Below are 22,252 nucleotides of genomic sequence, written 5' to 3' on the forward strand. Positions count from 1 at the left end.
CGCGGCATTTAACGGGATGGAAGGGATTGTTCGGCCGCGCTTTCGATAACCTATGACAGAAAAGGCCGGCATCGCTGCCGGCCTTCCCGTCGTTTGTTGTTATTTGACGCCTGCGGATCAGTAGCGGGCCGCGAGCGGAGCGCCCCAGTTGAAGCGGTAGTTCACGCCAGCCTTGAAGGTGTGGTCGTCGGTGGTGAAGCTGCCGGTCGGGACCAGCGCGGCGGGCGCCGTGAAGGTGGCGCTGCCGAAATTGTAGTACTGATACTCGGCCTTGGCCGACCAGTTGGGCGCGAACATGTATTCGAGGCCGGCGCCGACGGTCCAGCCGTTGCGGTGGTCGCCGCTGGTCGCGAAGCCGACCGGCGTTCCGGCGAACGTCACCTTCTCGTTGTTGTCGGAATAGGCATAGCCGCCCTTCACGTAGAGCAGGCCCGGACCCCAGGTGTAGCCGAAGCGGCCGGTGATCGAGCCGAGGCCGCGCTGGCTGTTGGTGTAGGCGTAGCCGCCCGGGAATGCTGCTCCGACGCTTCCGCTCAGCCAGCTGTACTGGCCTTCCGCGCCGATCACCCAGGTCGGGGCGAACTGCCAGTCGGCGCCGACCTGCACGCCGCCCAGGAAGCGGCCGTTGGAGTTGTTGCCGGTGGCGAGGCCGGAGAAATTGTTGTCGCTGGAGAACGCGCCGCCGAGATGGGCGCCGAGATAGAAGCCGGTCCAGTTGTAGATCGGAGCGGCGTAGGCCGGCGGCGCCTTGGTGGCGTAGGGGTAGGTCCGGGCGCCGAGATCGGCGGCGAAAGCGGACTGGGCCGAAGCCAGCGCGGCGACTGCAACGGTTGCGAACAGGATCTTCTTCATGGCGGGTCTCCGATACTCAACTAACAAGGCTCGCGCGTCGCGCGCCGTCGATGGATCGGAGATAGATCGCTTTTGAGTAAAATGCTGTCACTCGCGCAGCACACCGGCTTCCAACCCGACTTTCTCCGGGCAAAGGTTCTGGCGTAGTTAGCAATGCACTAACGAAGGCTGAACCGGGAGTTAACGCCGCGCCTTGCTGTGCCGTCGCGGCACAACCGGTTAAGGCGCGTTAAGGGCTCGATGCAGATCCGCGACTGCGTCGCGCAGCTGCTCGCGATGAACGATGTCGTCCTTGGGCATCGAAGCGATGCCGGCGGCGAGCTCGCGAAGAATCCCGGCGAGCAGTCCAAAGTGCAGATGCATGCGGATCGATTTTCGGACGTCCTCGGGGCCGGGCCGCTCCAGGGTCAATGCCAGGCCGGATGATTCGAGATGGGCTTCGAACCGCGAGGAATGCTCGAACGTGCCGGCATAGAACTTGTCGGGATATTCGAGCGCGATCTCGGCCTTGTCCGGGATGGGTTTCGACATGGTGGCTCCTGGTGGCTCCTGCAGCAACGACGCTTGAATGTTCGCAGATCCACCTCCCGCCGCCTTGCGCCAGGTCAGAGTGGGAGGAGCGCCTGCATCCCCGGCCGAACGGGCTGCACCGCATTTCTACGGGGGCGGAAATTTACCTTCCCTGAGAAAAGGTTGTGCACGCTGATCAAATTAACGACTCGATGCCGGTCGTTCCGGACCGACCATCTCCATGCAAGCGAACGGAGAGGGCTCCGGCGGGACGACGGCGGGTGCAGTCCACGCTCCAGCGAAATGTGCCGCCGCCATGAAGATGCGTCTCTCCATTTCCACGTTCATTGCGGCTTTCGGCCTCGTGCTCGCACTCGGCTTCGGTGCGGTCGTGCTGACCAGCGCCTATGCGCTGCGCGAGCTCAAGGTCGGCGGGCCGCTCTACGACAAGATCAAGCTCGGCAATGATCTGGTGGCCGACATCCTGCCGCCGCCTGAATATGTGCTCGAGGCCTATCTCGAGGCGACCCTCGCACTCCGGACGCCGAAAGATCTCGACACGCATGTCACGAAGCTGGCGCAACTGAAGAAGGACTATGAGGATCGCAAGACGTTCTGGACCGGCTCGGCGCTGCAGCCTGATCTGAAATCGCTGCTGGTCGAACGATCGGACGGCGAGGTCCGGAAATTCTGGCAGGCCCTGGAAGCCGAGTTGATCCCGGCGCTGCGCTCCGGCGACATGGCGAAGGCCGATGCCGCCTATGCCCGGCTGGCCGACGCCTACGCCGCCCACCGCGCGGTGATCGACACGCTGGTCGACAAGGCGAACAAGTTCAATTCGGACATGGAGGCGACGGCGGCGACCCAGGACCGCAGCATCTCCATCATCGTGTGGAGCGTATCAGGCATCGTTCTGGCCCTGGTCGTCGCCGGCATGTCGGGTCTGGTGCTCGGCGTCGTCCGTCCTCTGTCGCGCATGACCGGCCTGATGCGGCGGATCGCCGAGGGCGATCTGTCGGCCGATATCTCCTATTCCGAACGCGGCGACGAGATCGGCGCGATGGCGGGCGCGCTGAGCATCTTCAAGACCAACGCGCTCGAGAACGCGAGCCTGCGCGACAGGCAGGAGCGCGATCGCTCGGCCGCCGAGGAGCACAAGAAGCGCGCCATGCTCGACATGGCCGACGTGATCGAGCGCGAGACCGAGACGTCCGTCGAAGCCGCGGCCGGCGCATCGCGCCAGGTCGAGGCCGTGGCCGCAGGCCTCTCGAAACTGGCCGAGGAGCTGTCGACCGATGCGCAATCGGTGGCCGCCGCCTCGGAGCAGTCGCTCTCCAATGCCCAGACGGTCTCGTCGGCAGCCGAGCAACTGAGCTCGGCGATCCGCGAGATCTCGAGCCAGGTGGCGCGCGCCAGCACGATCACCAAATCGGCGGTGACCGGGCGTGAGAAGGCCAAGAACACGATGCTCTCCTTGTCGACGGCCGTGGACAAGATCGCCGAGGTCTCCAACCTGATCGGCGGCATTGCCGAGCAGACCAACCTCTTGGCGCTCAATGCCACCATCGAGGCCGCGCGCGCCGGCGATGCCGGCCGCGGCTTTGCCGTGGTTGCGGCCGAGGTCAAGTCGCTGTCGGATCAGACCGCCAAATCGACCGAGGAGATCTCGCGCCTGATCGGCGAGGTACAAACCACCACGCAGGCCACCGTCGACGTCGTCGAAGGCATCGGCAGCCAGATTTCCGAGATCGACGAGGTCGCGGCCTCGATCGCTGCGGCGATGGAGGAGCAGCACGCGGCGACCCAGGAGATCAGCCGCTCGGTCCAGTCATCGGCCAGCGCGGCGCGCGACGTGTCGTCCAAGATCGGCAATGTCGGCAGGGATGCCGGCATGGTCAACGATCGGGCCGCCGAGGTGCGCAGCGCCATCGGCTCGGTGGCGACGGGCCTGACCTCGCTCCGCGCCACGCTGGTGAAGGCTGTGAGGACCGCGACCGCCGAAGCCGACCGCCGGCAGTCGCCGCGGATGAAGTCGACCCTGCCGATCAAGGTCGTCGACGATCGCAAGGGCGTGGTGAAAGCCGACCTGGTGGATATTTCCGAGGGCGGCGCCTGGTTCCGGTTCGACCCCGAGCCGGGCATCGGCGATCGCGGCGTCATGGAGTTCAGCGGCTTCGATGGCCGCGTGCCCTATCGGGTCCGCGCCCGCGACAAGGACGCGCTGCATGTCGAGTTCGACGCCGGCCAGAACCGCGAGGCGTTCCTGGCGTGGTTCAGGCGGACCTTTGCGCGGCAGGCGGCGTAAACGAAGCGAGGTCGCTGGCCTCCGCTCTCGGTCAGGAGAACGGAGGCATTGCTTCGAACGGGTTTCGTTGCCGCGCTCACGTCATTGACGCGAGACCAGATCGCTGATCCGCACCGGAAACCGCCTGATGCGGATGCCGGTCGCATGCGCCACCGCATTGGCGACTGCGCCGGCCGAGCCGGTGATGCCGATCTCGCCGACGCCCTTGATGCCGAGCGGATTGACGAACGGATCGTGCTCCTCGACCGTGAACGCCTCGATCGCCGGCACGTCGGCGCTCACCGGCACATGATATTCGCCGAGATTGGCGTTCATGATGCGGCCGGTGCGGCGGTCGGTGACCGCCTCCTCGTGCAGCGCCAGCGAGATGCCCCAGATCATGCCGCCGACGAGCTGGCTCTTCACCAGCTTCGGGTTGATGATCCGCCCCGCCGCGAATGCGCCGACCATGCGAGTCACCCGGACCTGGCCGAGATCGGGATCGACCTTCACCTCCGCGAAGACCGCGCCATGTGAATGCATCGCGTATTGCTCGTTGGCGGCAGGGTCGGGCATGCCGCTGCCGGAGCCCTCGACCTCGTCGAGGCCGGCGCGTGCGAGGATGTCGGCATAGCTCTCGCCGCGGCCCTCGTCGTCGCGCCGGAGCAGCCGGCCGTTGCGCGCGATCACGCCGGCATTGCCGGCGCCGAACAGCGGCGAATGCTGATCGGAGGTCGCGAGCTCCGCGAGCCTGGCGATGACGGCGGCGCCGGCATTGTGGATCGCCGTGCCGACGGTCGCGGTATGTGCCGAGCCGCCGGCGATGCCGGCATCCGGCAGGTCGGAGGTGCCGGCCTTGAACGTCACCTGATCGAGCTCGAGCGCGAGAGAATCCGCCGCGACCTGCGCGAACGCGGTCCAGGCGCCCTGGCCCATGTCGTGCGCGCCGCTCTCGACCACGCCGGTGCCGTCGCGCCGGATCACCGCGCGGGCCTGGCCTGCAAACATCAGCGCATGGAACGTCGCGGTGCCCATGCCCCAGCCGACCAGGAAGCCGTCTCTGTCGCGCATCATCCGCGGCTTCAGCGGCCGATCCCACCAGCCGAACTTCTCCGCGCCTTGCGTGTAGCACTCGCGCAGCGCTTTCGACGAGAACGGCTTGCCGGTGGCCGGCTCGACCTCGGCGTAGTTCTTGACGCGAAATGCCAGCGGATCGAGGCCACAGGCTTCGGCCATCTCGTCGACCGCGCTCTCCAGCGCGATCGATCCCGGCGCGATGCCGGGCGCTCGCACGAACAGCGGCGTGCCGGTGTCCATGCGTACCGCGTCGTAGGTGGTCGCGATCGCCGGCGCGGCGTAGAGCGTGTGCGTCACATGCGCCGCGGCTTCATAGAAGTCCTCGAAGCTCGAGGTTGCGATCCTCGCGTGGTGACGGATCGCCGACAATTGTCCGGTGTTGCTGGCGCCGAGCTGCAGCGTCTGCCGGGTCGGCGAGCGATGGCCGAACGGGCCGTAGAGCTGCTCGCGGCGCGCCACCAGCTTCACCGGCCGGCCGACCATCTTCGCGGCGAGGATGCCGAGCACCTGCGGGCCGGCCATCAGGCCCTTGCCGCCGAAGCCGCCGCCGAGATAGGGGCTGCGGATCAGGATGTTGTCCGGCGCGATGCCGAACAGCTCGGCCAGGCGGCCGCGCATCATCACCAGGCCCTGGGTCGGTGTGTCGATGATGAGCCTGTCGCCCTGCCACTCGGCGACGATCGCGTGCGGCTCCATCGCGTTGTGATAATGCGGCGGAGTCTCGTAGATCGCGGTGATCTGCTTGTCGCTGCCCGCCAGCGCGGCCTCGATATCGCCGTGATGGCTCTCGGCGGGAAACCCCATGCCGACGACAGGCGGCACATAGGCGTCAGCGGCATCGAGACCGATGCGGGCCGGCTCGGCCTCGTAGCGCGGCGACAGCAGCGCGGCGCCCTCGGTCGCGGCTTCCAGGCTTTCGGCAATGACCAGCGCGATCGGCTGGTTGGCGTAGCGCACACGGTCGTTCTGCAGCGCCTCGAAGCGGAACGCGAACGGGTTCGGCTTGCCGTCGGGATCGGCATGCAGCGGCGGCCGGTTGGCGGAGGTCATCACCTCGACGACGCCGGGATGAGCCTTGGCGGCGTCGACGTCGAGCGTGATGACGCGGCCGCGCGCGATGCTGGAGACGGCGAGCACGGCATAGAGCAGGCCGGGCGGATTGTTGTCGGCGGCATAGCGCGCCGTGCCGGTGACCTTGGCACGGCCATCGACGCGCGACAGCGGCTGGCCGACGTTGGAGCCGTGTCTGACATGGGCGGGATCGCGGGAGAGATTGAGCTCAGGCGTCATGAAGTGCTCCTGGAACGGCGGAGAAGGGAGAGGCCGGCAGCGCCGGCACGCGCGACGGCGTGCCCTCGGCTGCGGCGGCCAGCGCGCGCATGATCAGGCTGCGCGCGAGCGGGATCTTGTGGGCGTTGTCACCGGATGGCTTTGCATCGCGCAGCGCGATCTCGGCAGCGTGCTGGAATGTGTGCGGCGTGGCCGGCTGGCCCGTGAGCAGCGCTTCGGCCGGGTGGGCGCGCCACGGCTTGGCGGCGACGCCGCCGAGCGCCAGACGTGCGTGCTTGATCGCGCCGTTCTCGATCACGAGACCGGCCGCGGCGGAGACCACGGCGAACGCATAGGAATTGCGCTCGCGCACCTTCAGATAGCGCGCGTGCCTGGCGAACGCCCGCGCCGCCGCGGGCAGCCGGACCGCGACGATCATCTCGCCCGGCGCGAGCACGGTCTCGCGCTCCGGCGTGGTGCCGGGGAGCAGATGCAGCGCCTCCAGCGCGACCTCGCGCCGGCCGGAGCCGCCTTCGATCTCGACGATCGCATCGAGCGCGGCGAGCGGCACGCAGAAGTCCGAGGGGTTGGTGGCGATGCAGGCCTCGCTCCAGCCGAGCACGGCGTGCTGATGGGTGTCGCCGCCGCGCGCGTCGCAGCCTGCGCCGGGCGTGCGCTTGTTGCAGGCCGAGGCCGGATCATAGAAATACGCGCAGCGTGTCCGCTGCAGCAGATTGCCGCCAACGCTGGCCGCGTTGCGCAGCTGCGCCGACGCGCCCGACAGCAGCGCTTCGGCGACCGCCGGGAAGTCGCGCGCGAACGCCGCGTCATGCGCGAGGTCCGCATTGCGCACCAGCGCGCCGATCCGGACGTCGCCATTGCCGAGCGTTTCGAGGCGCGCGAGCTCCTTGATCTGGGAGATGTCGACCAGCCGCGCCGGCCTGATGACATTGCCCTTCATCAGGTCGAGCAGGTTGGTGCCCGAAGCGAGATAGGCGGCGCCGGGCGCGCTGGCCGCTACGATCGCCTCCGCGACCGTCGACGGCTTCACGTAGTCGAACCGGTTCATGCCGCGCGCTCCTTGTCCTCGGTGAGCGTCGCCTGGGCGTCGAGCACGGCCTCGACGATGCCGACATAGGCGCTGCAGCGGCACAGATTGCCGCTCATGCCTTCGCGCACGCGCTCCGGATCGCTGCCGGCCTGGCCTTCGTTGATGAGGCCGACCGCGCTCATGATCTGGCCGGGCGTGCAGAAACCGCATTGCAGGGCGTCGTGGGCGATGAAGGCCTCCTGCACCGGGTGTAGCTGGTCTCCGTTGGCAAGCCCCTCGATGGTGGTGACGGCGGCGCCGTCGAGGCTCAAGGCCAGCGTCAGGCAGGAGTTGATGCGGCGGCCGTCGACGAGGACGGTGCAGGCGCCGCACTGGCCGCGGTCGCAGCCTTTCTTGGTGCCGGTGAGATGGAGGCGCTCACGGAGGAGGTCGAGCAGGGTGACCCTGGGGTCGTCGAGCGCAAGCGTTCGCGGCTCACCGTTGACGGTGAGTCTGACAGTCCAATTCATGCGTTGTTCCGATCGAAGCGATGGCCTAATCGGATCGCAGCGGGCACCGCCTTACGGGCGGTGGTCCGTCCAGATCCAGCGACCGCGGGACGAAAGCCCAGGAAGGTTGGCTATCCCGGAGTGGCAGGTCTATTTATACGGAGGGTTCCTCCGTTTAGCAAGGGGACATGAACGGTCCGTCATCAAGAGCTGGTGAGATGGAGACGAAACCACAAGACCGCCATCGCAAGCCGCGCGCGGACGCGCAGCGCAATCGCGAGCGGGTGCTGGAGGCGGCCAAGGCGGTGTTCAGCGTCGGCGGCGCCGAGGCGAGCCTGGAAGCGGTGGCGCGCCAGGCCGGCGTCGGCATCGGCACGCTGTATCGTCATTTCCCGACCCGCGAGGACCTGTTCGAGGCCGTGTACCGGCGCGAGGTCGAGCAGCTCGCGGAGCTGGCCGAGGAGCTCAAGAGCGAGCCGTCGGCGGTCGAGGCGCTCCGGCGCTGGCTGCGCTCGACGGTGCAGTTCGTCGCCACCAAGAAGGGCATGATGGCCGCGCTCGCGATCGTCATGACCGCGAACTCCGAGCTCGCCGCCTATTCGCACGGCCATCTCACCCGCTCGATCGGCGCGCTGCTCGCCCGCGCCGTCGACGCCGGCGAGATTCGCGGCGACATCAGCGCCGACGACGTCCTGCGCGCGCTGATCGGTATGTGCTACATGCACGACCAGACCGGCTGGCAGCAGAGCGTGCTGCGGCTGCTCGACGTGTTCGTGGATGGGTTGCGGGTGCAACGTTGATGGCTTCCGTCAGGCGAGAATGATGCGAATCGTCGTCATCCTTGTCGCCCTCATCGCACTGGTCTATTCAGGCGAGTGGGTCTATCGCAGCTTCATCCGGCCCATTGATCCAATGCCTGCCGAGATCGTCGCGCTTGCCGACCATTTCGATCGGAATGGCATCAAGGTCTCTCCCTACGCCGTCCGGCACGGCTTCAGACATTCAGAGGTCGAGGCCGTCGCCGCCTTCAAGGTTGCGGAGCTTCCGATCCCATTTGTCGTGCTTGTTTGTCCGGACAAGCGATCGGCGGCGGTCCAACTTGATGCGCTTAGACGCGATGGCGTGACGCGTGCCGGACAGAATGGCCGCATGGTGCTGGAACTCGGCCTGTGGGCTGATGACGATCAGGATCGCGCGCTGAAAATCATCGAGCTCTTCAATGCGTTCGACGGCTCGCAGGCGTCCTAACCGATCCAATCACCCCCGCAACCACTCCATCAGCGCCTGCGCCGTCTCCTCCGGCTGCTCGGGTTGCGGCAGGTGGCCGCAATTCTCCAGCACCACCAGCCAGCTGCCGTCGATGCCGTCGGCCATCTCCTTCGACAGGCTGTTCGGGATGGTGTTGTCGGTGTCGCCGGTCAGCACCAGGGTCGGACAGCGGATCGCGGTCAAGGTCGGCCGCGAATCCGGGCGCGACATGATCGCCGTCAGCTGCCGGATGAAGCCGATGACGCCGACCTCCTCGGCCATGTCGTGCACGAGCTGGCGCAGTCGCGGATCATCCTGGCGCGACGGATGGACGAAGCCGGAGAACAGCTCGTCGACCACGCCGTGGTAGTCGCCCTCCTTGGCGCGGGTGATCATGGTGCGGCGGCGGGCGCTCGCCTCCGGCGTGTCGGGCCGCGCCTGGGTGTTGATCAGCGCCAGCCGACCCACGCGCTCCGGCGCCTGGCGCATGATCTCGAGCGCGATGTAGCCGCCCATCGAATGTCCCGCGAGCGCGAAGCGCGGCGGCGCCTCGGAGAGGATGCGGCGCGCGATCGCAGCCATGCTGTCGTCGCGGACGTGGTTCGCCACCATCACCGGCCCGAGCCGCCACAGCGCCGGGATCACCGGCGCATAGATGCGGGGCGACGAGATCAGGCCAGGCACCAGCACGAGCGGCAGCGCATCAGTCATGGGTCTTCCCCCCGGAAACGGCGTTCACCTGCATGTCCGGGTGTCGTCCGCCCGGCATGCCATTTACGCGCGAGAGGCGGCCGATGTCCAACGATGTGCTGCGGCTCGCGCCCGGCGTCCCAGGGCGACGACCTCGTCCCCAGCCTTGTCCTGGCTCATCCTGCGCCTCTTCGCGACAGTGGATGGCCAGCCGGATGATCGCTGTGATCGGGGCGCACGCGATGCTGCTTGGGCCGCGGCGCCTCTGGCTTTCGTGATTACGGCGTCATTCGCGGCAATCTGGTGGCGTCGTCCGCAATTCGCGCGCGAGGAAGGGGGCTAACTACTTCCGCCCCGGATCATGCCACCATCGCATGCAGCGCGATGATACCTGGATGGATCGTCAATCGTGGCAAACGAGGTCGGGCGTCACGATAATATCACGTAATGGGCGTGGGGCCCGGCGTCGCAAGGCCTGCGACCACAACGATTAGTTCGAGCGGCTGGTAACTTCACGTGGCTGTTGACGCCCGGCGCTCTCGTTCCGTCGCGGCGATGAATTGATAGCACCGGGCTGTCGGCGATGACATCGGAGCGATCGTCGCACCCGGAGGAAACATATCCGCGCGAAGTCTAGCTCTTGCCGGAGCAGCGCGGGCCGACGCTGTTGATGGAACGAGAGACGACTGCTCGCTCGGCAGCAGCGAGGACGCGTCCGGCGACGTCGCTGCCGGATGAAACAGTGGCACTCGCGGCAGCGAGGTCGATGCGAAGCTTAAGGTGCTGTGGCCCAATGCGCGAGCACGAGCCGGCACGGCTGCAGCCGAGCCCGGTGCCTCTTGTCGAAGGATCAGACGAGCAGTGGCTGCGCCGTGGCGGCGAGCTTCTTCAGCAGCGGCAGGAAGCGCTCCTTCATCTCGTCGACGCCGATGCGATCGACGTGGCCGCCGATGTTGGCGGCGGCGATGATGCCGCCGTCATAGCGGCGAATCGGCACGGAAATCGAGCGGAAACCCTCCTCCGCCTCGCCGTCGACGAGCGAATAGCCGTCGTCCCGAACGGCCGTGACCGACGCGATCAACGCGTCCTTGTCGGTGATCGTCTGCGGCGTCATCTCGGTCAGCGTCATGCGCTCGACGGCCTGGCGCAACTGATCGTCCGGCATCCGGCTCAGCAACACGCGGCCGACCGACGTGCAGAACGCCGGCAGCCGATAGCCGATCTCCAGGCCGGTGGAGAACATGCGCGCCGGCGTCGCGCGCGCGATGAACACGACCTGGTCGCCGTCGAGGACGGCGAGAGAGCAGACCTCGCGGGCCTCGCCGGCCGTGCTGTCCATCAACGGCTGCATCACGCTGTTGACCTGGTTGGAGGCGAGATAGCTGGAGGCCAGCAGCAGCACGCGCGGCGTCAGCGAGAACAGCCGGTCGTCGCCATGGACGAAGCCGGAGGCTTTCAGGGTCAGCAGAATCCGTCGCACCGTGGCGCGGGCGAGGCCGGTGAGTTCCGCCGCCTTGCTCAGCGTCATCGGCCGGCCCTCGCGGCTGAAGGCTTGTATCACCCGCAGGCCGCGATCGAGCGCTTCCACGAACTCGGGACCGTCGCCCCGAGCCTGCTTCTTCTCCTCATCAGTGCGCTTCAGTTTCGGCATCGGCCTGACATGATCCGCTGTTGTTGTTTTCGGCCGCAGTGAAGCTGCAGTCCGTTGGCCCCTCGGCTTCGGTTGTAGCTTTTTCACTTGCGCTTCTCCCCACTTAAAGCGAATCTAATCTGGGCGAACATATGTTCGTCTAGCGAACATTATTAGATGATCGCGTGACGCTCAACGCCCGACTTGCGACGGAACAGGAGAGACGGCCATCATGATGAGCCAGGAGCAGAACGACCTGATCACGCGCGTCGGACCCGGCGCGCCCGCCGGTAAACTAATGAGGATGTACTGGCAGCCGGCCGCGCTGGTCGATGAGCTCGCGGGCGAGCGCCCGGTGCGCGCGGTGAAGCTGCTCGGTCAGGACTTCGTGCTCTTCAAGGATGCGCAGGGCCGCTACGGACTACTTGATCGCGATTGTCCGCATCGCGGCGCAGATCTCGCCTTCGGACGGCTGGAGAACGGCGGGTTGCGTTGCGCCTTCCATGGCTGGCTGTTCGACGCTGACGGCAATTGTCGGGAGACGCCGGCCGAACCGGCCGGCTCGCCACTGTGCAAGAACGTCAAGCAGCGCGCCTATCCCGTGATCGAGAAGGGAGGCATCCTCTGGGCCTGGCTCGGCGATGGTGCAGCCCCGGCGTTTCCCGATCTCGACTGCTTCACCGCGCCCGATACCTACACCTTCGCCTTCAAGGGCCTGATCGAGTGCAATTGGCTGCAAGCGCTGGAGGTCGGCATCGACCCCGCGCATGCCTCGTTCCTGCACCGCTTCTTCGAGGACGAGGATACGTCGACCGCCTATGGCAAGCAGTTCCGCGGCGCCTCCGCCGACAGCGAGCTGCCGATGACCAAGGTGCTGCGCGAGTACGATCGTCCGATCATCAATGTCGAGCGTACCGAATACGGCCTGCGCATCATCGCACTGCGTGAGATCGATGCCGAACGCACCCATGTCCGCGTCACCAATCAGCTGTTCCCGCATGCCTTCGTGATTCCGATGAGCACGGAGATGACGATCACGCAGTGGCACGTGCCGGTCGATGACGAGAGCTGCTACTGGTACGCGATCTTCACCAGCTATGGCGCGCCGGTCGACCGGGCGAAGATGCGGGCGCAGCGGCTCGAGCTCTATGAGCTGCCCGACTATCGCTCGCGCAAGAACAAGAGCAACGATTACGGCTTCGATCCACGGGAGCAGGCGACCGCGACCTACACCGGCATGGGCAACGACATCAACGTGCACGACCAGTGGGCGGTGGAGTCGATGGGCCGGATCCAGGACCGCACCCGCGAGCATCTGGGCCAATCCGACAAGGCGATCATCCAATATCGTCGGCTGCTGCGCGAGCAGATCGAGAAGGTCGCGAGCGGCGAACCGCCGATGCTGTTCCTCGATGCCGCCGGGGCCCGCAGCGTGCAGGGCCCGGCGACGATGGACGGCATCGGCCCGACCCGCGGCTGGGAGACCTACTGGATGGAAGTCGACGTCCGCCGCCGCCGCAACGCCCCCTGGGCAGCGCCGGTGCCGGCCGATATCGTGCGTCTCGCACCGCATCTGAGCGCTGCGGAGTGATGGCTGGCGTGAGCGGGCATTTGATTGGGGGCCGTCGCGACGAGCAGCCTTGTCAATTATTCACTCCGTCATGCCCGGGCTCGTCCCGGGCATCCACGCCGTCCTCAGGATGCCGAACGACGTGGATGGCCGGGACAAGCCCGGCCATGACGACGTGGAGACAGACGGGTGCTAAACTCCGATCTCTACATGCGGTGACTTGGCCGCAGGCGAGGAGAGGCCGGGACCGAGCCAGCCGCACCGCCGCGGACTCGATTGCGCAATCAGTCATGCTCATCAGGAGCCATCGTTGAGTTTCGTCGACAAGCATCAGTTGTGGACCGCCGAGCAGGCCGAGGCCGCAGTGCGCATGCGCCGCCTCGCCGAGGAGCACGGCCTCACCACCATCCGCTTCTCGTTCCCGGACCAGCATGGCATCCTGCGCGGCAAGACGCTTTCTGTCGATGCTGCGTTGTCCTCGCTCGAGGACGGCTGCTCGATCACGACGACCCTGCTCGCCAAGGACACCTCGCATCGCACCGTGTTTCCGGTGTTCACCGCCGGCGGTGGCTTCGGCATGGCCGAGATGCAGGGCGGCAGCGATGCACTGATGGTCGCCGATCCCACCACGTTCCGCGTCCTGCCCTGGGCGTCCGGCACCGGCTGGGTGCTCTGTGATCTGTACTTCGCCAACGGTGCGCCGGTCCCGTTCGCCACGCGCAATCTCTACCGGTCGGCATTGGCGACGCTCGAACAGCGTGGCTATCAGTTCATGGCCGGCCTCGAGGTCGAGTGCCACATCTTCAAGGTCGAGGATCCCAGGCTCGCGCTCGGTGATGCCGGCTCGCCCGGTCAGCCCGGCGTGCCGCCGACGGTCAGCCTGCTGACCCAGGGCTATCAATATCTCACCGAGCAGCGCTTCGATCAGATGGAGCCGGCGCTCGAGATCATCAGGGCCAATCTCGTCGCGCTCGGCCTGCCATTGCGCTCGATCGAGCTCGAATATGGCCCGAGCCAGTGCGAATTCGTGCTGCAGCCGGCGCTCGGGCTCGCGCCTGCAGATACGATGGTGCTGTTCCGCAGCGCCGTGAAGCAGATCTGCCAGCGCCACGGCTATCACGCCACCTTCATGTGCCGGCCGCGCATTCCCAACGTGATGTCGTCGGGCTGGCATCTGCACCAGTCGCTGGTGGCGCGCGACGGCGGCAACGCCTTCATGACGGAGGATGCCGAAGGCCTGTCCGCGCTCGGCCGCCACTACATGGCGGGTCTGCTCGCGCATGCGCGCGCCTCGGCGCTGTTTTCGACGCCGACGATCAACGGCTACCGGCGCTACCGCGCCTATTCGCTGGCGCCGGACCGTGCCATCTGGGGCCGCGACAACAGAGGCGTCATGATCCGCGTGCTCGGCGGCCCCGGCGATCGCGCCACGCGCCTGGAGAACCGCATCGGCGAGCCCGCCGCCAATCCCTATCTCTACATGGCGTCGCAGATCGCAGCCGGCCTCGATGGCATCGACCGCAAGCTCGAGCCGGGACCGTCGGCCGATGTGCCCTATGAGACCAAGGCGAGCCTGCTGCCGAAATCGCTGCGCGAGGCCGTCGATGCGCTGAGGGACGACGCGTTCTTCCGCCAGGCGTTCGGTTCGACCTTCGTCGACTACTACACCTTCATCAAGAACGCCGAGCTCGAGCGCTTCCAGGCGGAGGTCTCCGACTGGGAGCAGCGCGAATATTTCGAGATGTTCTGACGGCGATGCACCGCCTCACCGGCTGCGCACCAGCCCGCCGTCGACGTGGTTGTTTTGCCCGGTGACGTAGGCCGCGGCCCCTCGGCGCGGGTATTTCCTTATCCGCCGGATTCGTTCCCGCGCCGCCGCGTCGCATTTTCGTGAGTCCTGTGTCCGTTATTCCGCGCGCAAGCAGGCCTGCGGGAACCCGATCCCATCCAGCGGCATATCGAAGGAGGCGTTGCACAACTCACGCCGGTGCCGGCGCGACCCTGCATGTCATGGCGATGGAAGGCGGAGCAAGGAAGCATGTTGGAACACGGGCCGCAGCGCGATCGCGCGATTGTCGACAGCGGCGATGCATCCGATCTGTCGTCTGAGCGCCACGACATCTTCTTCGCGGCCGTCGAGACCACGCGGATGCCGATGATCGTCACCGATCCGCGCCAGCCTGACAATCCGATCCTGTTCGCCAACCGGGCGTTCCTGGAGATGACCGGCTACGCGCTGTCCGAGATCGTCGGAGCCAATTGCCGTTTCCTGCAGGGGCCGGACACCGACCGCGACACCATCGCGGCGATCCGCACCGCGATCGCCAACCGCCAGGACATTGCGGTGGAGATCCTCAATTATCGCAAGAACGGCGCTGCGTTCTGGAATGCGCTGTTCGTCAGCCCGGTCTACAACCGCGACGGCGAGCTGGTCTATTATTTCGGCTCGCAGCTCGACGTGTCGCGCCGGCGCGACGCCGAGAGCGCGCTGGTGCAGTCGCAGAAGATGGAGGCGATCGGCCAGCTCACCGGCGGCATCGCGCACGACTTCAACAACATCCTGCAGGTGATCATCGGCTACACCGAGACGCTGCAGGGCGCCGTCAGCGAGCTTGCCCCGCGGCACCGCCGCGCCGTCGAGAACATCCGCTCGGCCGCCAACCGCGCCGCGACCCTCACCCAGCAGCTGCTGTCGTTCGCGCGCAAACAGCGGCTCGACAGCCGGCCGATCAACCTCAACAACATGATCGAGACCATGGTGCAGATGGCGCGCCACACGCTCGGCGACAGCGTGCGCATCGTCGTCAAGGCGCAGCCCGGCCTGTGGAACAGCCGTGTCGACCAGACCCAGGCAGAGGTCGCGCTGCTCAATCTGTTCGTCAACGCGCGCGATGCGATGCCGCACGGCGGCACGTTGACCATCCGCACCGAGAACAAGGAGATCGCGGAGGAGGACATCGTGCAGTTCGGCGTGCCCAAGGGCGGGCGCTATGTCGCGCTGAAGGTGTCCGACGACGGCGTCGGCATTCCGCACCACATTCTCGCGCGGGTCGCCGAGCCGTTCTTCACCACCAAGGAGGAGGGCAAGGGCACCGGGCTGGGCCTCGCCATGGTCTACGGCTTCACCCGCCAGTCCGGCGGCAGCACCTATATCTACAGCGAGGTCGGGCAGGGCACGACTGTGCAGCTGCTGTTTCCGGCGACCGAGCAGGCGATCGCTGCGCCGTCGATCCGGCCGCAGATGGCGATGGACCGCACCGGCAGCGAACGCATCCTTATCGTCGAGGACCGCCATGAGGTCGCCGAGCTGGCGCGCTCGATCCTGGAGGATTTCGGCTATCGTACCGAGGTCGCGGCCAATGCGCATGCCGCGCTCGAGCTGTTGGATTCGGAGGTCCGCTTCGATCTGCTGTTCACCGATCTCGTGATGCCCGGCGGCATGAACGGCACCGTGCTGGCGCGCGAGGCGCGCAAGCGCCAGCCGAAATTGAAGGTGCTGCTGACGACCGGCTATTCCGATGCCGCGGTCGAGCGCGCCGACGCCAACATCGGCGAGTTCGAGATCATCAACAAGCCGTACCGCCGCACCGATCTGGTCCGCCGCGTCAGGCAATTGCTCGACGGCCCGACCGGCGTGACCTGATGCGACGCTTGACCAGGCGACTCCTCGCATCGAAAGTCGGGCTGGAGAGCGGAGATCCAACCATGCGTCACGTCACGGTGCAGACACCGGCCGATGCGCCAGTCCTTCAGCCCCGCGGTGAGCCACGGGAACTGGGCGTGGTCGCAGCCGGTGCCTATGCCAATGGCCGCCGCGTCGCCGACATTCAGATCGAGGACGCCGGCGCCTGGAGCAAGCGGCCCGGCCACGTGGTGTGGATCGGGCTGCACGAGCCCGACGCGGCGCTCCTGCAGCGCGTGGCGGACCAGTTCGGCCTGCACGAGCTCGCGATCGAGGATGCGTCGAAGGCGCATCAGCAGCCCAAGGTCGAGCGCTACGGCGATGCGCTGTTCGTCGTCGCCCGCACCGCGCAGCTCGTCAAGGAGCACATCGTGTTCGGCGAGACCCACATCTTCGTCGGCCCCGGCTTCGTGGTCTCGGTGCGCCACGGCGCCTCGACCTCCTATGGCGCGGTGCGCGAGCGCTGCGAGAGCTGCCCGGGCTCGCTCGCCAAGGGCGAGGACTACATCCTCTATGCGATCCTCGACTTCATCGTCGACAACTACCGGCCGGTGACCGAGAGCATCATGGCGGAGGTCGAGACGCTGGAGGAGGTGGTGCTGCAGCGGCCGCTGGCGCGCCACGAGGTCGACCGGCTGTATCGCCTGCGGCGCGACCTGCTGCGGCTGCGCCGCGCCGTCGGCCCCGTGGTCGACGTCTGCAAGCGGCTCGAGCATGTCGACAACGTCGCGATCGATGCCGAGATGGCGCCGTTGTTTCGCGACGTGCTCGACCACGCCAAGCGCGCCGAGGAGGATGCGGATTCCCTGCGCGAGATCCTCGCCTTCGTGTTCGAGGCCAGCATGATGGCCGGCCAGGCGCAACAGACCGACATCGCGCGGCGGCTGGCGGCGTGGGCCGCCATCCTCGCCGTGCCGACGGCGGTGGCCGGCATCTACGGCATGAACTTCGAGCACATGCCGGAGCTGAAATGGCAATACGGCTACTATGCCGTACTGGGCTTCATCGCCACCGTGTGCAGCGTGCTGTATTGGCAGTTCCGCCGGCGCGGATGGCTGTGAGGGGATGGGCTGTCGGTCCTCCTCGCGAAGCGGGTCCAGCCGCTTGCGCGCGGTGCGAAGGCGTCGCTCCAAATCCCTTGCTTCAAATCCCTTGCGGCAAAGCGAGGCGCGGTGCCAGGGCGCTGAGTGCGGTGGCGCCAAGACCGCCGAGCACGACGTGCCGCGTGTGACATCGAAATCGTCTGCCGTTGAGGGAGCAACGCGCCTGCCATGGCGCAGCGCTCACGCCGCGGCGGATCGCCCGGGATGTGCGGACCACCACGCGGCGATGGCCTCCGTCAGCTCGTCCCAGATCGCGGTCGGCAGGTCGGGCACGGCGACGCGCACGCTGTAGCGATCCGTGGTGGCGTCGTGAAACCATTCCGTCGCAGCGAAATCGAAGCCGAAGCTGCCGGCGTGGCGGATCGGCAGCCCGGCGCGCCGGAGATCATCACTCATGGCGGTTGCGGCTTGCCGGGCGGTGGCCTCGTCGAGCGGCGCGCGACCGGCGAGCGTGACGTAGAGGCCGTGCGCGAAGTCGAGCTCCGCGGTCAGGCCGCGCAGCGTGGTCGCGAAGTGGCGCCGCGCCCGCCGGCTGTTGCGCAGGATGGCGGCCACGCGTCGCGCGGTCAGCTCGCGATAGGCCGGCAGGCCGACGTAAGGCGGGAAATGCGCCGGCAGCGCCGCGCCGCCAAGCAGCCTGACGGCGTTGCGCGTCTCGTCCGGCAGCGCCTGAAGCGCAATACGCCCCGCGGCGCCGGCCTTGCTCCAATCGGCGAAAGCGACCGAGCCGAGCCGGCCATATTCAGCGCCGAGCGAGTCGAGCTTGGTGTGGCTGCGCACCATCACGACCGGCACGTCCCAGCGCCGCGTCCAGGCCAGCACGCGGCGAATGCGGCCGGAGCCGTTGGCAAAGCAGGTGGTGTCGAAGATCAGGAGATCGATCGCCGGGCGGTCGCAACCCAGCACGGCTTCGAAGCGCGGCGCGGTCGCGCTGGAATCGATCAGCAGCAGCCGCGGCGCGGGCGAGCGCTGCGCCAGCGCGGCGGCCAGGTCGCGGGTCAGCGTCACCGGGCGCAGATGCCGCGCATGCGCCGCGACCAGCTCCTGCGTCTCGCCATAGGAGCCCGGCAGCATCAAGAGGTCCGCCGTGCCGAGAACGGGCCGCGTCGCCAGCAGCAGTGCCGCGATCGCCGCCATGCCGGAGATGGTGTAGATGGTGTCATGGCGGCTCTCGCCCGCCGCGTAGAACGACGGCCCGCGCACGTCGAGATCGGCGCGCTGATAGTCGTAGCTGAAGGCGAACGGGCCGGCGCGATGATCGCCCGCATCCGCCCAGGCCGTCTCGGTCGCGGTCCAGTCGCTGAGCGCGTGCTCGGCCTTCAGCGCGGCCGTGAGCTGAAACTTGCGCCGGATGACCTCCATCACCGAGCGCGGCGCCGGCAGCGCATGCGGTCTCCGCAGGCAGCAATTCAGGAGCTGCAGCTCCTGATGCTTGCGGGCGAGATAGGCTTCGATCGTCTCCATCGGGCTCTTCATGGGTGATGCTGGCGGCCGGGATGCAACGCGTGGGGATCGCGATGGGTCCAACGGAGTGCGGCAACGCGGCGCGGTTTGCTGTAGTCTGGCCGGACAAGGAGGAGACGATGGGCAGGGAACTCGAAGGCAAGGTGGCGGCGGTCACCGGCGCGGCGTCGGGCATCGGCCTGGCCAGCAGCGCGGCGATGCTGGCGGCCGGCGCGCGCGTCGTCATGATCGATCGCGACGCCGCGGCGCTGGCGAAGCTGCGCGAGACCCATGGCGACGCCGTGATCCCCGTCGTGATCGACCTGCTCGATCCCGCTGATTGCGCCACCCTTCTGCCGCGCGTCCTCGATGCGGCCGGACGGCTCGACATCCTCCACGCCAATGCCGGCAGCTATCTCGGCGGCGATCTCGTCGACGCCAGGACCGACGCGATCGACCGCATGCTGAACCTCAACGTGAACGTCGTCATGAAGAATGTGCGCGACGTTCTCCCGCACATGATCGCGCGCGGGTCGGGCGACATCATCGTGACCAGCTCGCTCGCGGCGCATTACCCGACGCCGTGGGAGCCGGTCTATGCGTCGTCGAAATGGGCAATCGACTGCTTCGTGCAGACGGTGCGGCGCCAGGTGTTCAAGCACGGCATCCGCGTCGGCGCGATCTCGCCCGGCCCGGTGGTCACCGCGCTGATCGCCGACTGGCCGGCCGAGAAGCTGAAGGAGGCGCGCGAGTCCGGCAGCCTGCTGGAGCCCTCGGAGGTCGCCGAGGTGATCATGTTCATGCTGACCCGTCCGCGCGGCATGACCATCCGCGACGTCGTGATGCTGCCGACGAATTTCGATCTGTAGGGCCGTCCAAAATTTCCCGAGCTGGACTCAACCCCAAGTCGTCGCCGCGCGTAAGGACATTCTTCGAGCGGGGCGGGATGACCTGTCCGGCGCCCGTGTCTCCGATCAAGGACGCGCGACGTCTCCGTGGAACTACGGGGGTCGAATTAAGCGCAACCTTAATCATACGGAACCTAGCGTGAGCCCGCGCAATCCGGGGGCAATAATGAAGATCGGCCGACTTTTCGCAATTTCCATGCTGTCGGTGACGGCTTTGGCCGTCCTCCCTTCTGCTCAAGTCGTGATCGAGCAGGTCAGGGCTGTCAGCAACAAGGCCGAGGCGATCAAGACGGTCGAGGCGTTCGGCGCCGTGCTGCTCTACGCGCAGGACGTGGTCGGCCATCGCGCCCCCTACATCACACCCATCTTCCAGGATTCGCCCGCGACGCCCGCGCAGCTCGAAGGCGTGCGCAAGATCAGGCAATCCGCCGAGGCATCCTTCGCCAGGGCGCGCGCGCAGCTGGCGAACGTCTCCAACAGCGAGGCGATCACACGCAGCCTGGACCAGGCCTCGTCCAAGCTGAACGAGATCCTCGCCAAGGTGGACCCCACGCTGGCTGCGCCGCTGAACGCGCGCGATCCGGCCGTCATCAAGAGCTTTCTTCCCGGGGTCACCCAGGTCGCCCTGGCGATCGAGCCGATCCTGAACCAGCTGCAGAACCGCATCGCCAACGCCGACGCGTCGCTGACGACGCTGCTCGACGTCGCCCGCACCGCGCAGGACCTGCGCGTGACCGCCGGCGGCCGGGCTGCCGCGCTGTCGCCGGCGCTCAGCGCCCGCCGCGCCGTCACTCCGGCCGAGAAGGCGGCGATGGACCGCGCCCAGGGCCGCACCGAGGCCGACCGCGAGCGCCTGGATGCCGGCATCGACCAGCTCGGCAATCCGGAGCGGCTGCTCGCGGCGTTCAAGGAGGCGCGTGACGCTTATTTCGGGCGCGCCGTTCCGATAGTCGACAAGGACATCGCAGCCGGGCTCGGCGATCTCAACTACGCCCTCACCGCCGACAGCCTGGCCGAGGCGGTCGTCCCGGCCGTGCAGAAGTTCTTCGTCGTGCGCGACGCCGCGATCGGCGAGGCCCGCGACCGCGCCGTCGCGGCGCGCGATGCGGCCTATCTGATGCTCGCGCTGGCGACGGCGGTGGTCGCGGCGCTCGCCGGCATTCTCGTGTTCGTCACCCTGCTGCTACGCCGCCGCGTGATCAACCCGATCGTGGCCCTGACCGGCCTGATCGGCGAGATGGCGGCCGGCCATGACGACGTGGCGATCCCGACGATCGATCGCGACGACGAGATCGCCGCGATGACCGGCTCGCTGCAGACCTTCAAGGAGGCGCTGCTGGAGAAAAAGCGCGCCGAGCAGGCGGCCGCGGCCGACGCGCAGGCCAAGATCGAGCGCGGCCAGCGTGTCGAGCGTTTCACCCGCGAGTTCGAGATGGCGATCGGCGAGGTCGTCGGCATCGTGTCGTCAGCGTCGGCCGATCTGGAGCGCTCGGCCTCGTCGCTGACGACGACCGCCGGCCGCTCGCTGGAGCTCGCCACCGTCGTCACCCAGGCGTCCGAGGAGGCCTCGACCAACGTGCATTCGGTCGCCGCGGCCGCCGAGGAGATGAGCTCATCGGTCACCGAGATCAGCCGCCAGGTGCAGGACTCCGCACGCATCGCCAACGAGGCGTTGGCGCAGGCGCGCAAGACCAACGACAACGTCGCCGAGCTCGCCAAGGCCGCCGCGCGGATCGGCGACGTCGTCGAGCTGATCAATGCGATCGCCGGCCAGACCAACCTGCTCGCGCTCAACGCCACCATCGAGGCCGCCCGCGCCGGCGAGGCCGGACGCGGCTTCGCGGTGGTCGCCTCGGAGGTGAAGGCGCTGGCCGAGCAGACCGCCAAGGCCACCGGCGAGATCGGCCAGCAGATCGGCGGCATCCAGGCGGCGACGCAGGAGTCGGTCGGCTCGATCAAGGAGATCGGCGAGACCATCGCCCGGATGTCGGAGATCGCGTCCGCCATCGCCTCCGCCGTCGAGGAGCAGAGCTCGGCGACGCGCGAGATCTCGCGCAACGTCCAGCAGGCGGCGCACGGCACCCAGCAGGTGTCGGCCAACATCGCCAGCGTCCGGCATGGCGCCGACGAGACCGGCTCGGCCTCGTCGCAGGTGCTGTCCGCCGCGAAGTCGCTGTCCGGCCAGAGCAGCCGCCTCCGCGACGAGGTCAGCAGGTTCCTCGACTCGGTGCGGGCGGCGTGAGGGTGCATTTTGCGTGGCCTCGACGAGGGCCTCGCATCGCCACCCGATCGCAGCAGCTGTAGCCCGCATGAGCGCAAGCGACATGCGGGGCCGGCCCCCTCAGATATCGGTGCCGCTCATGCGGGCTACAGCTACTCAGATCTGCGCTGCTGCCGATGCTCCGCGATCGGACTGATCGCGCCCTTTGTTCTTCTCGGCTGCCCCG

The 22,252-nt window shown here is 67.5% G+C and carries 17 protein-coding genes; 9 read left to right on the forward strand and 8 right to left on the reverse strand.

Translation table 11 applies throughout. The features are described 5' to 3' along the window. Positions 1-117 precede the first annotated feature (117 nt). The gene (locus ACQR1D_RS04430; protein ID WP_315801511.1) at positions 118-852 is read right to left on the reverse strand and encodes a porin family protein; all 735 of its coding nucleotides are present in this window, start codon (positions 850-852) and stop codon (positions 118-120) included. Between the two features lie 219 nt (positions 853-1,071). Then, positions 1,072-1,383 carry a hypothetical protein gene (locus ACQR1D_RS04435; protein ID WP_315801510.1) on the reverse strand — a complete coding sequence of 104 codons (312 nt, stop codon included), beginning with the start codon at positions 1,381-1,383 and terminating at the stop codon, positions 1,072-1,074. Positions 1,384-1,678: 295 nt separating this feature from the next. On the opposite strand from ACQR1D_RS04435, the gene ACQR1D_RS04440 reads away from it, so the two are divergent. Next, positions 1,679-3,667, forward strand: coding sequence for a methyl-accepting chemotaxis protein (locus tag ACQR1D_RS04440; protein WP_434893793.1), 1,989 nt, complete (start codon positions 1,679-1,681; stop codon positions 3,665-3,667). Between the two features lie 81 nt (positions 3,668-3,748). Here ACQR1D_RS04440 and ACQR1D_RS04445 read toward each other — a convergent pair whose 3' ends face one another. From ACQR1D_RS04445 to ACQR1D_RS04455, 3 genes are read right to left on the reverse strand one after another with little or no spacing between them, the layout of a single operon-like run. Further along, positions 3,749-6,013, reverse strand: coding sequence for a xanthine dehydrogenase family protein molybdopterin-binding subunit (locus tag ACQR1D_RS04445; protein ID WP_434838083.1), 2,265 nt, complete (start codon positions 6,011-6,013; stop codon positions 3,749-3,751). Next, positions 6,003-7,061, reverse strand: coding sequence for an FAD binding domain-containing protein (locus ACQR1D_RS04450; protein ID WP_434838082.1), 1,059 nt, complete (start codon positions 7,059-7,061; stop codon positions 6,003-6,005). The genes ACQR1D_RS04445 and ACQR1D_RS04450 overlap by 11 nt, the downstream gene beginning before the upstream one ends. Next, positions 7,058-7,552 (reverse strand): (2Fe-2S)-binding protein, encoded by a 495-nt coding sequence (locus tag ACQR1D_RS04455; RefSeq protein ID WP_434838081.1) that lies wholly within the window; start codon positions 7,550-7,552, stop codon positions 7,058-7,060. Before ACQR1D_RS04455 ends, ACQR1D_RS04450 begins: the two co-directional genes overlap by 4 nt. A 197-nt stretch (positions 7,553-7,749) precedes the next feature. Here ACQR1D_RS04455 and ACQR1D_RS04460 point away from each other — a divergent pair, with 197 nt between their 5' ends. Together ACQR1D_RS04460 and ACQR1D_RS04465 are read left to right on the forward strand one after the other, a co-directional pair. Continuing rightward, complete coding sequence (locus tag ACQR1D_RS04460; protein ID WP_434838080.1) at positions 7,750-8,331, forward strand: TetR/AcrR family transcriptional regulator; 582 nt, start codon at positions 7,750-7,752, stop codon at positions 8,329-8,331. Positions 8,332-8,353: 22 nt separating this feature from the next. After that, positions 8,354-8,779 carry a hypothetical protein gene (locus ACQR1D_RS04465; protein ID WP_434838079.1) on the forward strand — a complete coding sequence of 142 codons (426 nt, stop codon included), beginning with the start codon at positions 8,354-8,356 and terminating at the stop codon, positions 8,777-8,779. Positions 8,780-8,788: 9 nt separating this feature from the next. Here ACQR1D_RS04465 and ACQR1D_RS04470 read toward each other — a convergent pair whose 3' ends face one another. After that, complete coding sequence (locus ACQR1D_RS04470; RefSeq protein ID WP_315801502.1) at positions 8,789-9,490, reverse strand: alpha/beta fold hydrolase; 702 nt, start codon at positions 9,488-9,490, stop codon at positions 8,789-8,791. Between the two features lie 829 nt (positions 9,491-10,319). Next, positions 10,320-11,120 carry an IclR family transcriptional regulator domain-containing protein gene (locus ACQR1D_RS04475; protein ID WP_315801501.1) on the reverse strand — a complete coding sequence of 267 codons (801 nt, stop codon included), beginning with the start codon at positions 11,118-11,120 and terminating at the stop codon, positions 10,320-10,322. A gap of 211 nt (positions 11,121-11,331) precedes the next feature. Here ACQR1D_RS04475 and ACQR1D_RS04480 point away from each other — a divergent pair, with 211 nt between their 5' ends. The 4 genes from ACQR1D_RS04480 to ACQR1D_RS04495 all read left to right on the forward strand — a co-directional run bounded on the left by ACQR1D_RS04480 (position 11,332) and on the right by ACQR1D_RS04495 (position 17,412). Then, positions 11,332-12,690 (forward strand): Rieske 2Fe-2S domain-containing protein, encoded by a 1,359-nt coding sequence (locus ACQR1D_RS04480; protein WP_434893792.1) that lies wholly within the window; start codon positions 11,332-11,334, stop codon positions 12,688-12,690. Between the two features lie 289 nt (positions 12,691-12,979). Continuing rightward, entirely contained in the window at positions 12,980-14,419 is a 1,440-nt protein-coding gene (locus ACQR1D_RS04485; RefSeq protein WP_434893791.1) for a glutamine synthetase family protein, read from the forward strand. Between the two features lie 288 nt (positions 14,420-14,707). Beyond that, positions 14,708-16,312 carry a hybrid sensor histidine kinase/response regulator gene (locus ACQR1D_RS04490; RefSeq protein ID WP_315801498.1) on the forward strand — a complete coding sequence of 535 codons (1,605 nt, stop codon included), beginning with the start codon at positions 14,708-14,710 and terminating at the stop codon, positions 16,310-16,312. A gap of 62 nt (positions 16,313-16,374) precedes the next feature. Then, positions 16,375-17,412, forward strand: coding sequence for a magnesium and cobalt transport protein CorA (locus ACQR1D_RS04495; protein ID WP_316218225.1), 1,038 nt, complete (start codon positions 16,375-16,377; stop codon positions 17,410-17,412). 222 nt (positions 17,413-17,634) lie between these two features. Here the strand turns inward: ACQR1D_RS04495 and ACQR1D_RS04500 are convergent, their stop codons facing one another. Continuing rightward, on the reverse strand, positions 17,635-18,918 hold the full coding sequence (locus ACQR1D_RS04500; RefSeq protein ID WP_434893806.1) for a hypothetical protein: 1,284 nt from the start codon (positions 18,916-18,918) through the stop codon (positions 17,635-17,637). A 119-nt stretch (positions 18,919-19,037) separates the two neighbouring features. Here ACQR1D_RS04500 and ACQR1D_RS04505 point away from each other — a divergent pair, with 119 nt between their 5' ends. Both ACQR1D_RS04505 and ACQR1D_RS04510 read left to right on the forward strand, forming a co-directional pair. Next, positions 19,038-19,766, forward strand: coding sequence for an SDR family oxidoreductase (locus tag ACQR1D_RS04505; RefSeq protein WP_315801496.1), 729 nt, complete (start codon positions 19,038-19,040; stop codon positions 19,764-19,766). Positions 19,767-19,971: 205 nt separating this feature from the next. After that, a complete protein-coding gene (locus ACQR1D_RS04510) occupies positions 19,972-22,047 on the forward strand; it encodes a methyl-accepting chemotaxis protein (RefSeq protein ID WP_316182238.1) in 2,076 nt (691 codons plus the stop codon). The last annotated feature ends 205 nt before the right edge of the window (positions 22,048-22,252 follow it).

The sequence above is a fragment of the Bradyrhizobium sp. HKCCYLRH2047 genome (genome assembly GCF_051168175.1).
Lineage (GTDB): Bacteria > Pseudomonadota > Alphaproteobacteria > Rhizobiales > Xanthobacteraceae > Bradyrhizobium.

Coding starts and splice junctions, on each gene's coding strand:
- ACQR1D_RS04430 (WP_315801511.1), bottom strand. CDS start 852: ATGAAGAAGATCCTGTTCGCAACCGTTGCAGTCGCCGCGCTGGCTTCG.
- ACQR1D_RS04440 (WP_434893793.1), top strand. CDS start 1,679: ATGAAGATGCGTCTCTCCATTTCCACGTTCATTGCGGCTTTCGGCCTC.
- ACQR1D_RS04465 (WP_434838079.1), top strand. CDS start 8,354: ATGCGAATCGTCGTCATCCTTGTCGCCCTCATCGCACTGGTCTATTCA.
- ACQR1D_RS04455 (WP_434838081.1), bottom strand. CDS start 7,552: ATGAATTGGACTGTCAGACTCACCGTCAACGGTGAGCCGCGAACGCTT.
- ACQR1D_RS04460 (WP_434838080.1), top strand. CDS start 7,750: ATGGAGACGAAACCACAAGACCGCCATCGCAAGCCGCGCGCGGACGCG.
- ACQR1D_RS04510 (WP_316182238.1), top strand. CDS start 19,972: ATGAAGATCGGCCGACTTTTCGCAATTTCCATGCTGTCGGTGACGGCT.
- ACQR1D_RS04450 (WP_434838082.1), bottom strand. CDS start 7,061: ATGAACCGGTTCGACTACGTGAAGCCGTCGACGGTCGCGGAGGCGATC.
- ACQR1D_RS04470 (WP_315801502.1), bottom strand. CDS start 9,490: ATGACTGATGCGCTGCCGCTCGTGCTGGTGCCTGGCCTGATCTCGTCG.
- ACQR1D_RS04475 (WP_315801501.1), bottom strand. CDS start 11,120: ATGCCGAAACTGAAGCGCACTGATGAGGAGAAGAAGCAGGCTCGGGGC.
- ACQR1D_RS04435 (WP_315801510.1), bottom strand. CDS start 1,383: ATGTCGAAACCCATCCCGGACAAGGCCGAGATCGCGCTCGAATATCCC.
- ACQR1D_RS04490 (WP_315801498.1), top strand. CDS start 14,708: ATGTTGGAACACGGGCCGCAGCGCGATCGCGCGATTGTCGACAGCGGC.
- ACQR1D_RS04445 (WP_434838083.1), bottom strand. CDS start 6,013: ATGACGCCTGAGCTCAATCTCTCCCGCGATCCCGCCCATGTCAGACAC.
- ACQR1D_RS04505 (WP_315801496.1), top strand. CDS start 19,038: ATGGGCAGGGAACTCGAAGGCAAGGTGGCGGCGGTCACCGGCGCGGCG.
- ACQR1D_RS04495 (WP_316218225.1), top strand. CDS start 16,375: ATGCGTCACGTCACGGTGCAGACACCGGCCGATGCGCCAGTCCTTCAG.
- ACQR1D_RS04500 (WP_434893806.1), bottom strand. CDS start 18,918: ATGGAGACGATCGAAGCCTATCTCGCCCGCAAGCATCAGGAGCTGCAG.
- ACQR1D_RS04480 (WP_434893792.1), top strand. CDS start 11,332: ATGATGAGCCAGGAGCAGAACGACCTGATCACGCGCGTCGGACCCGGC.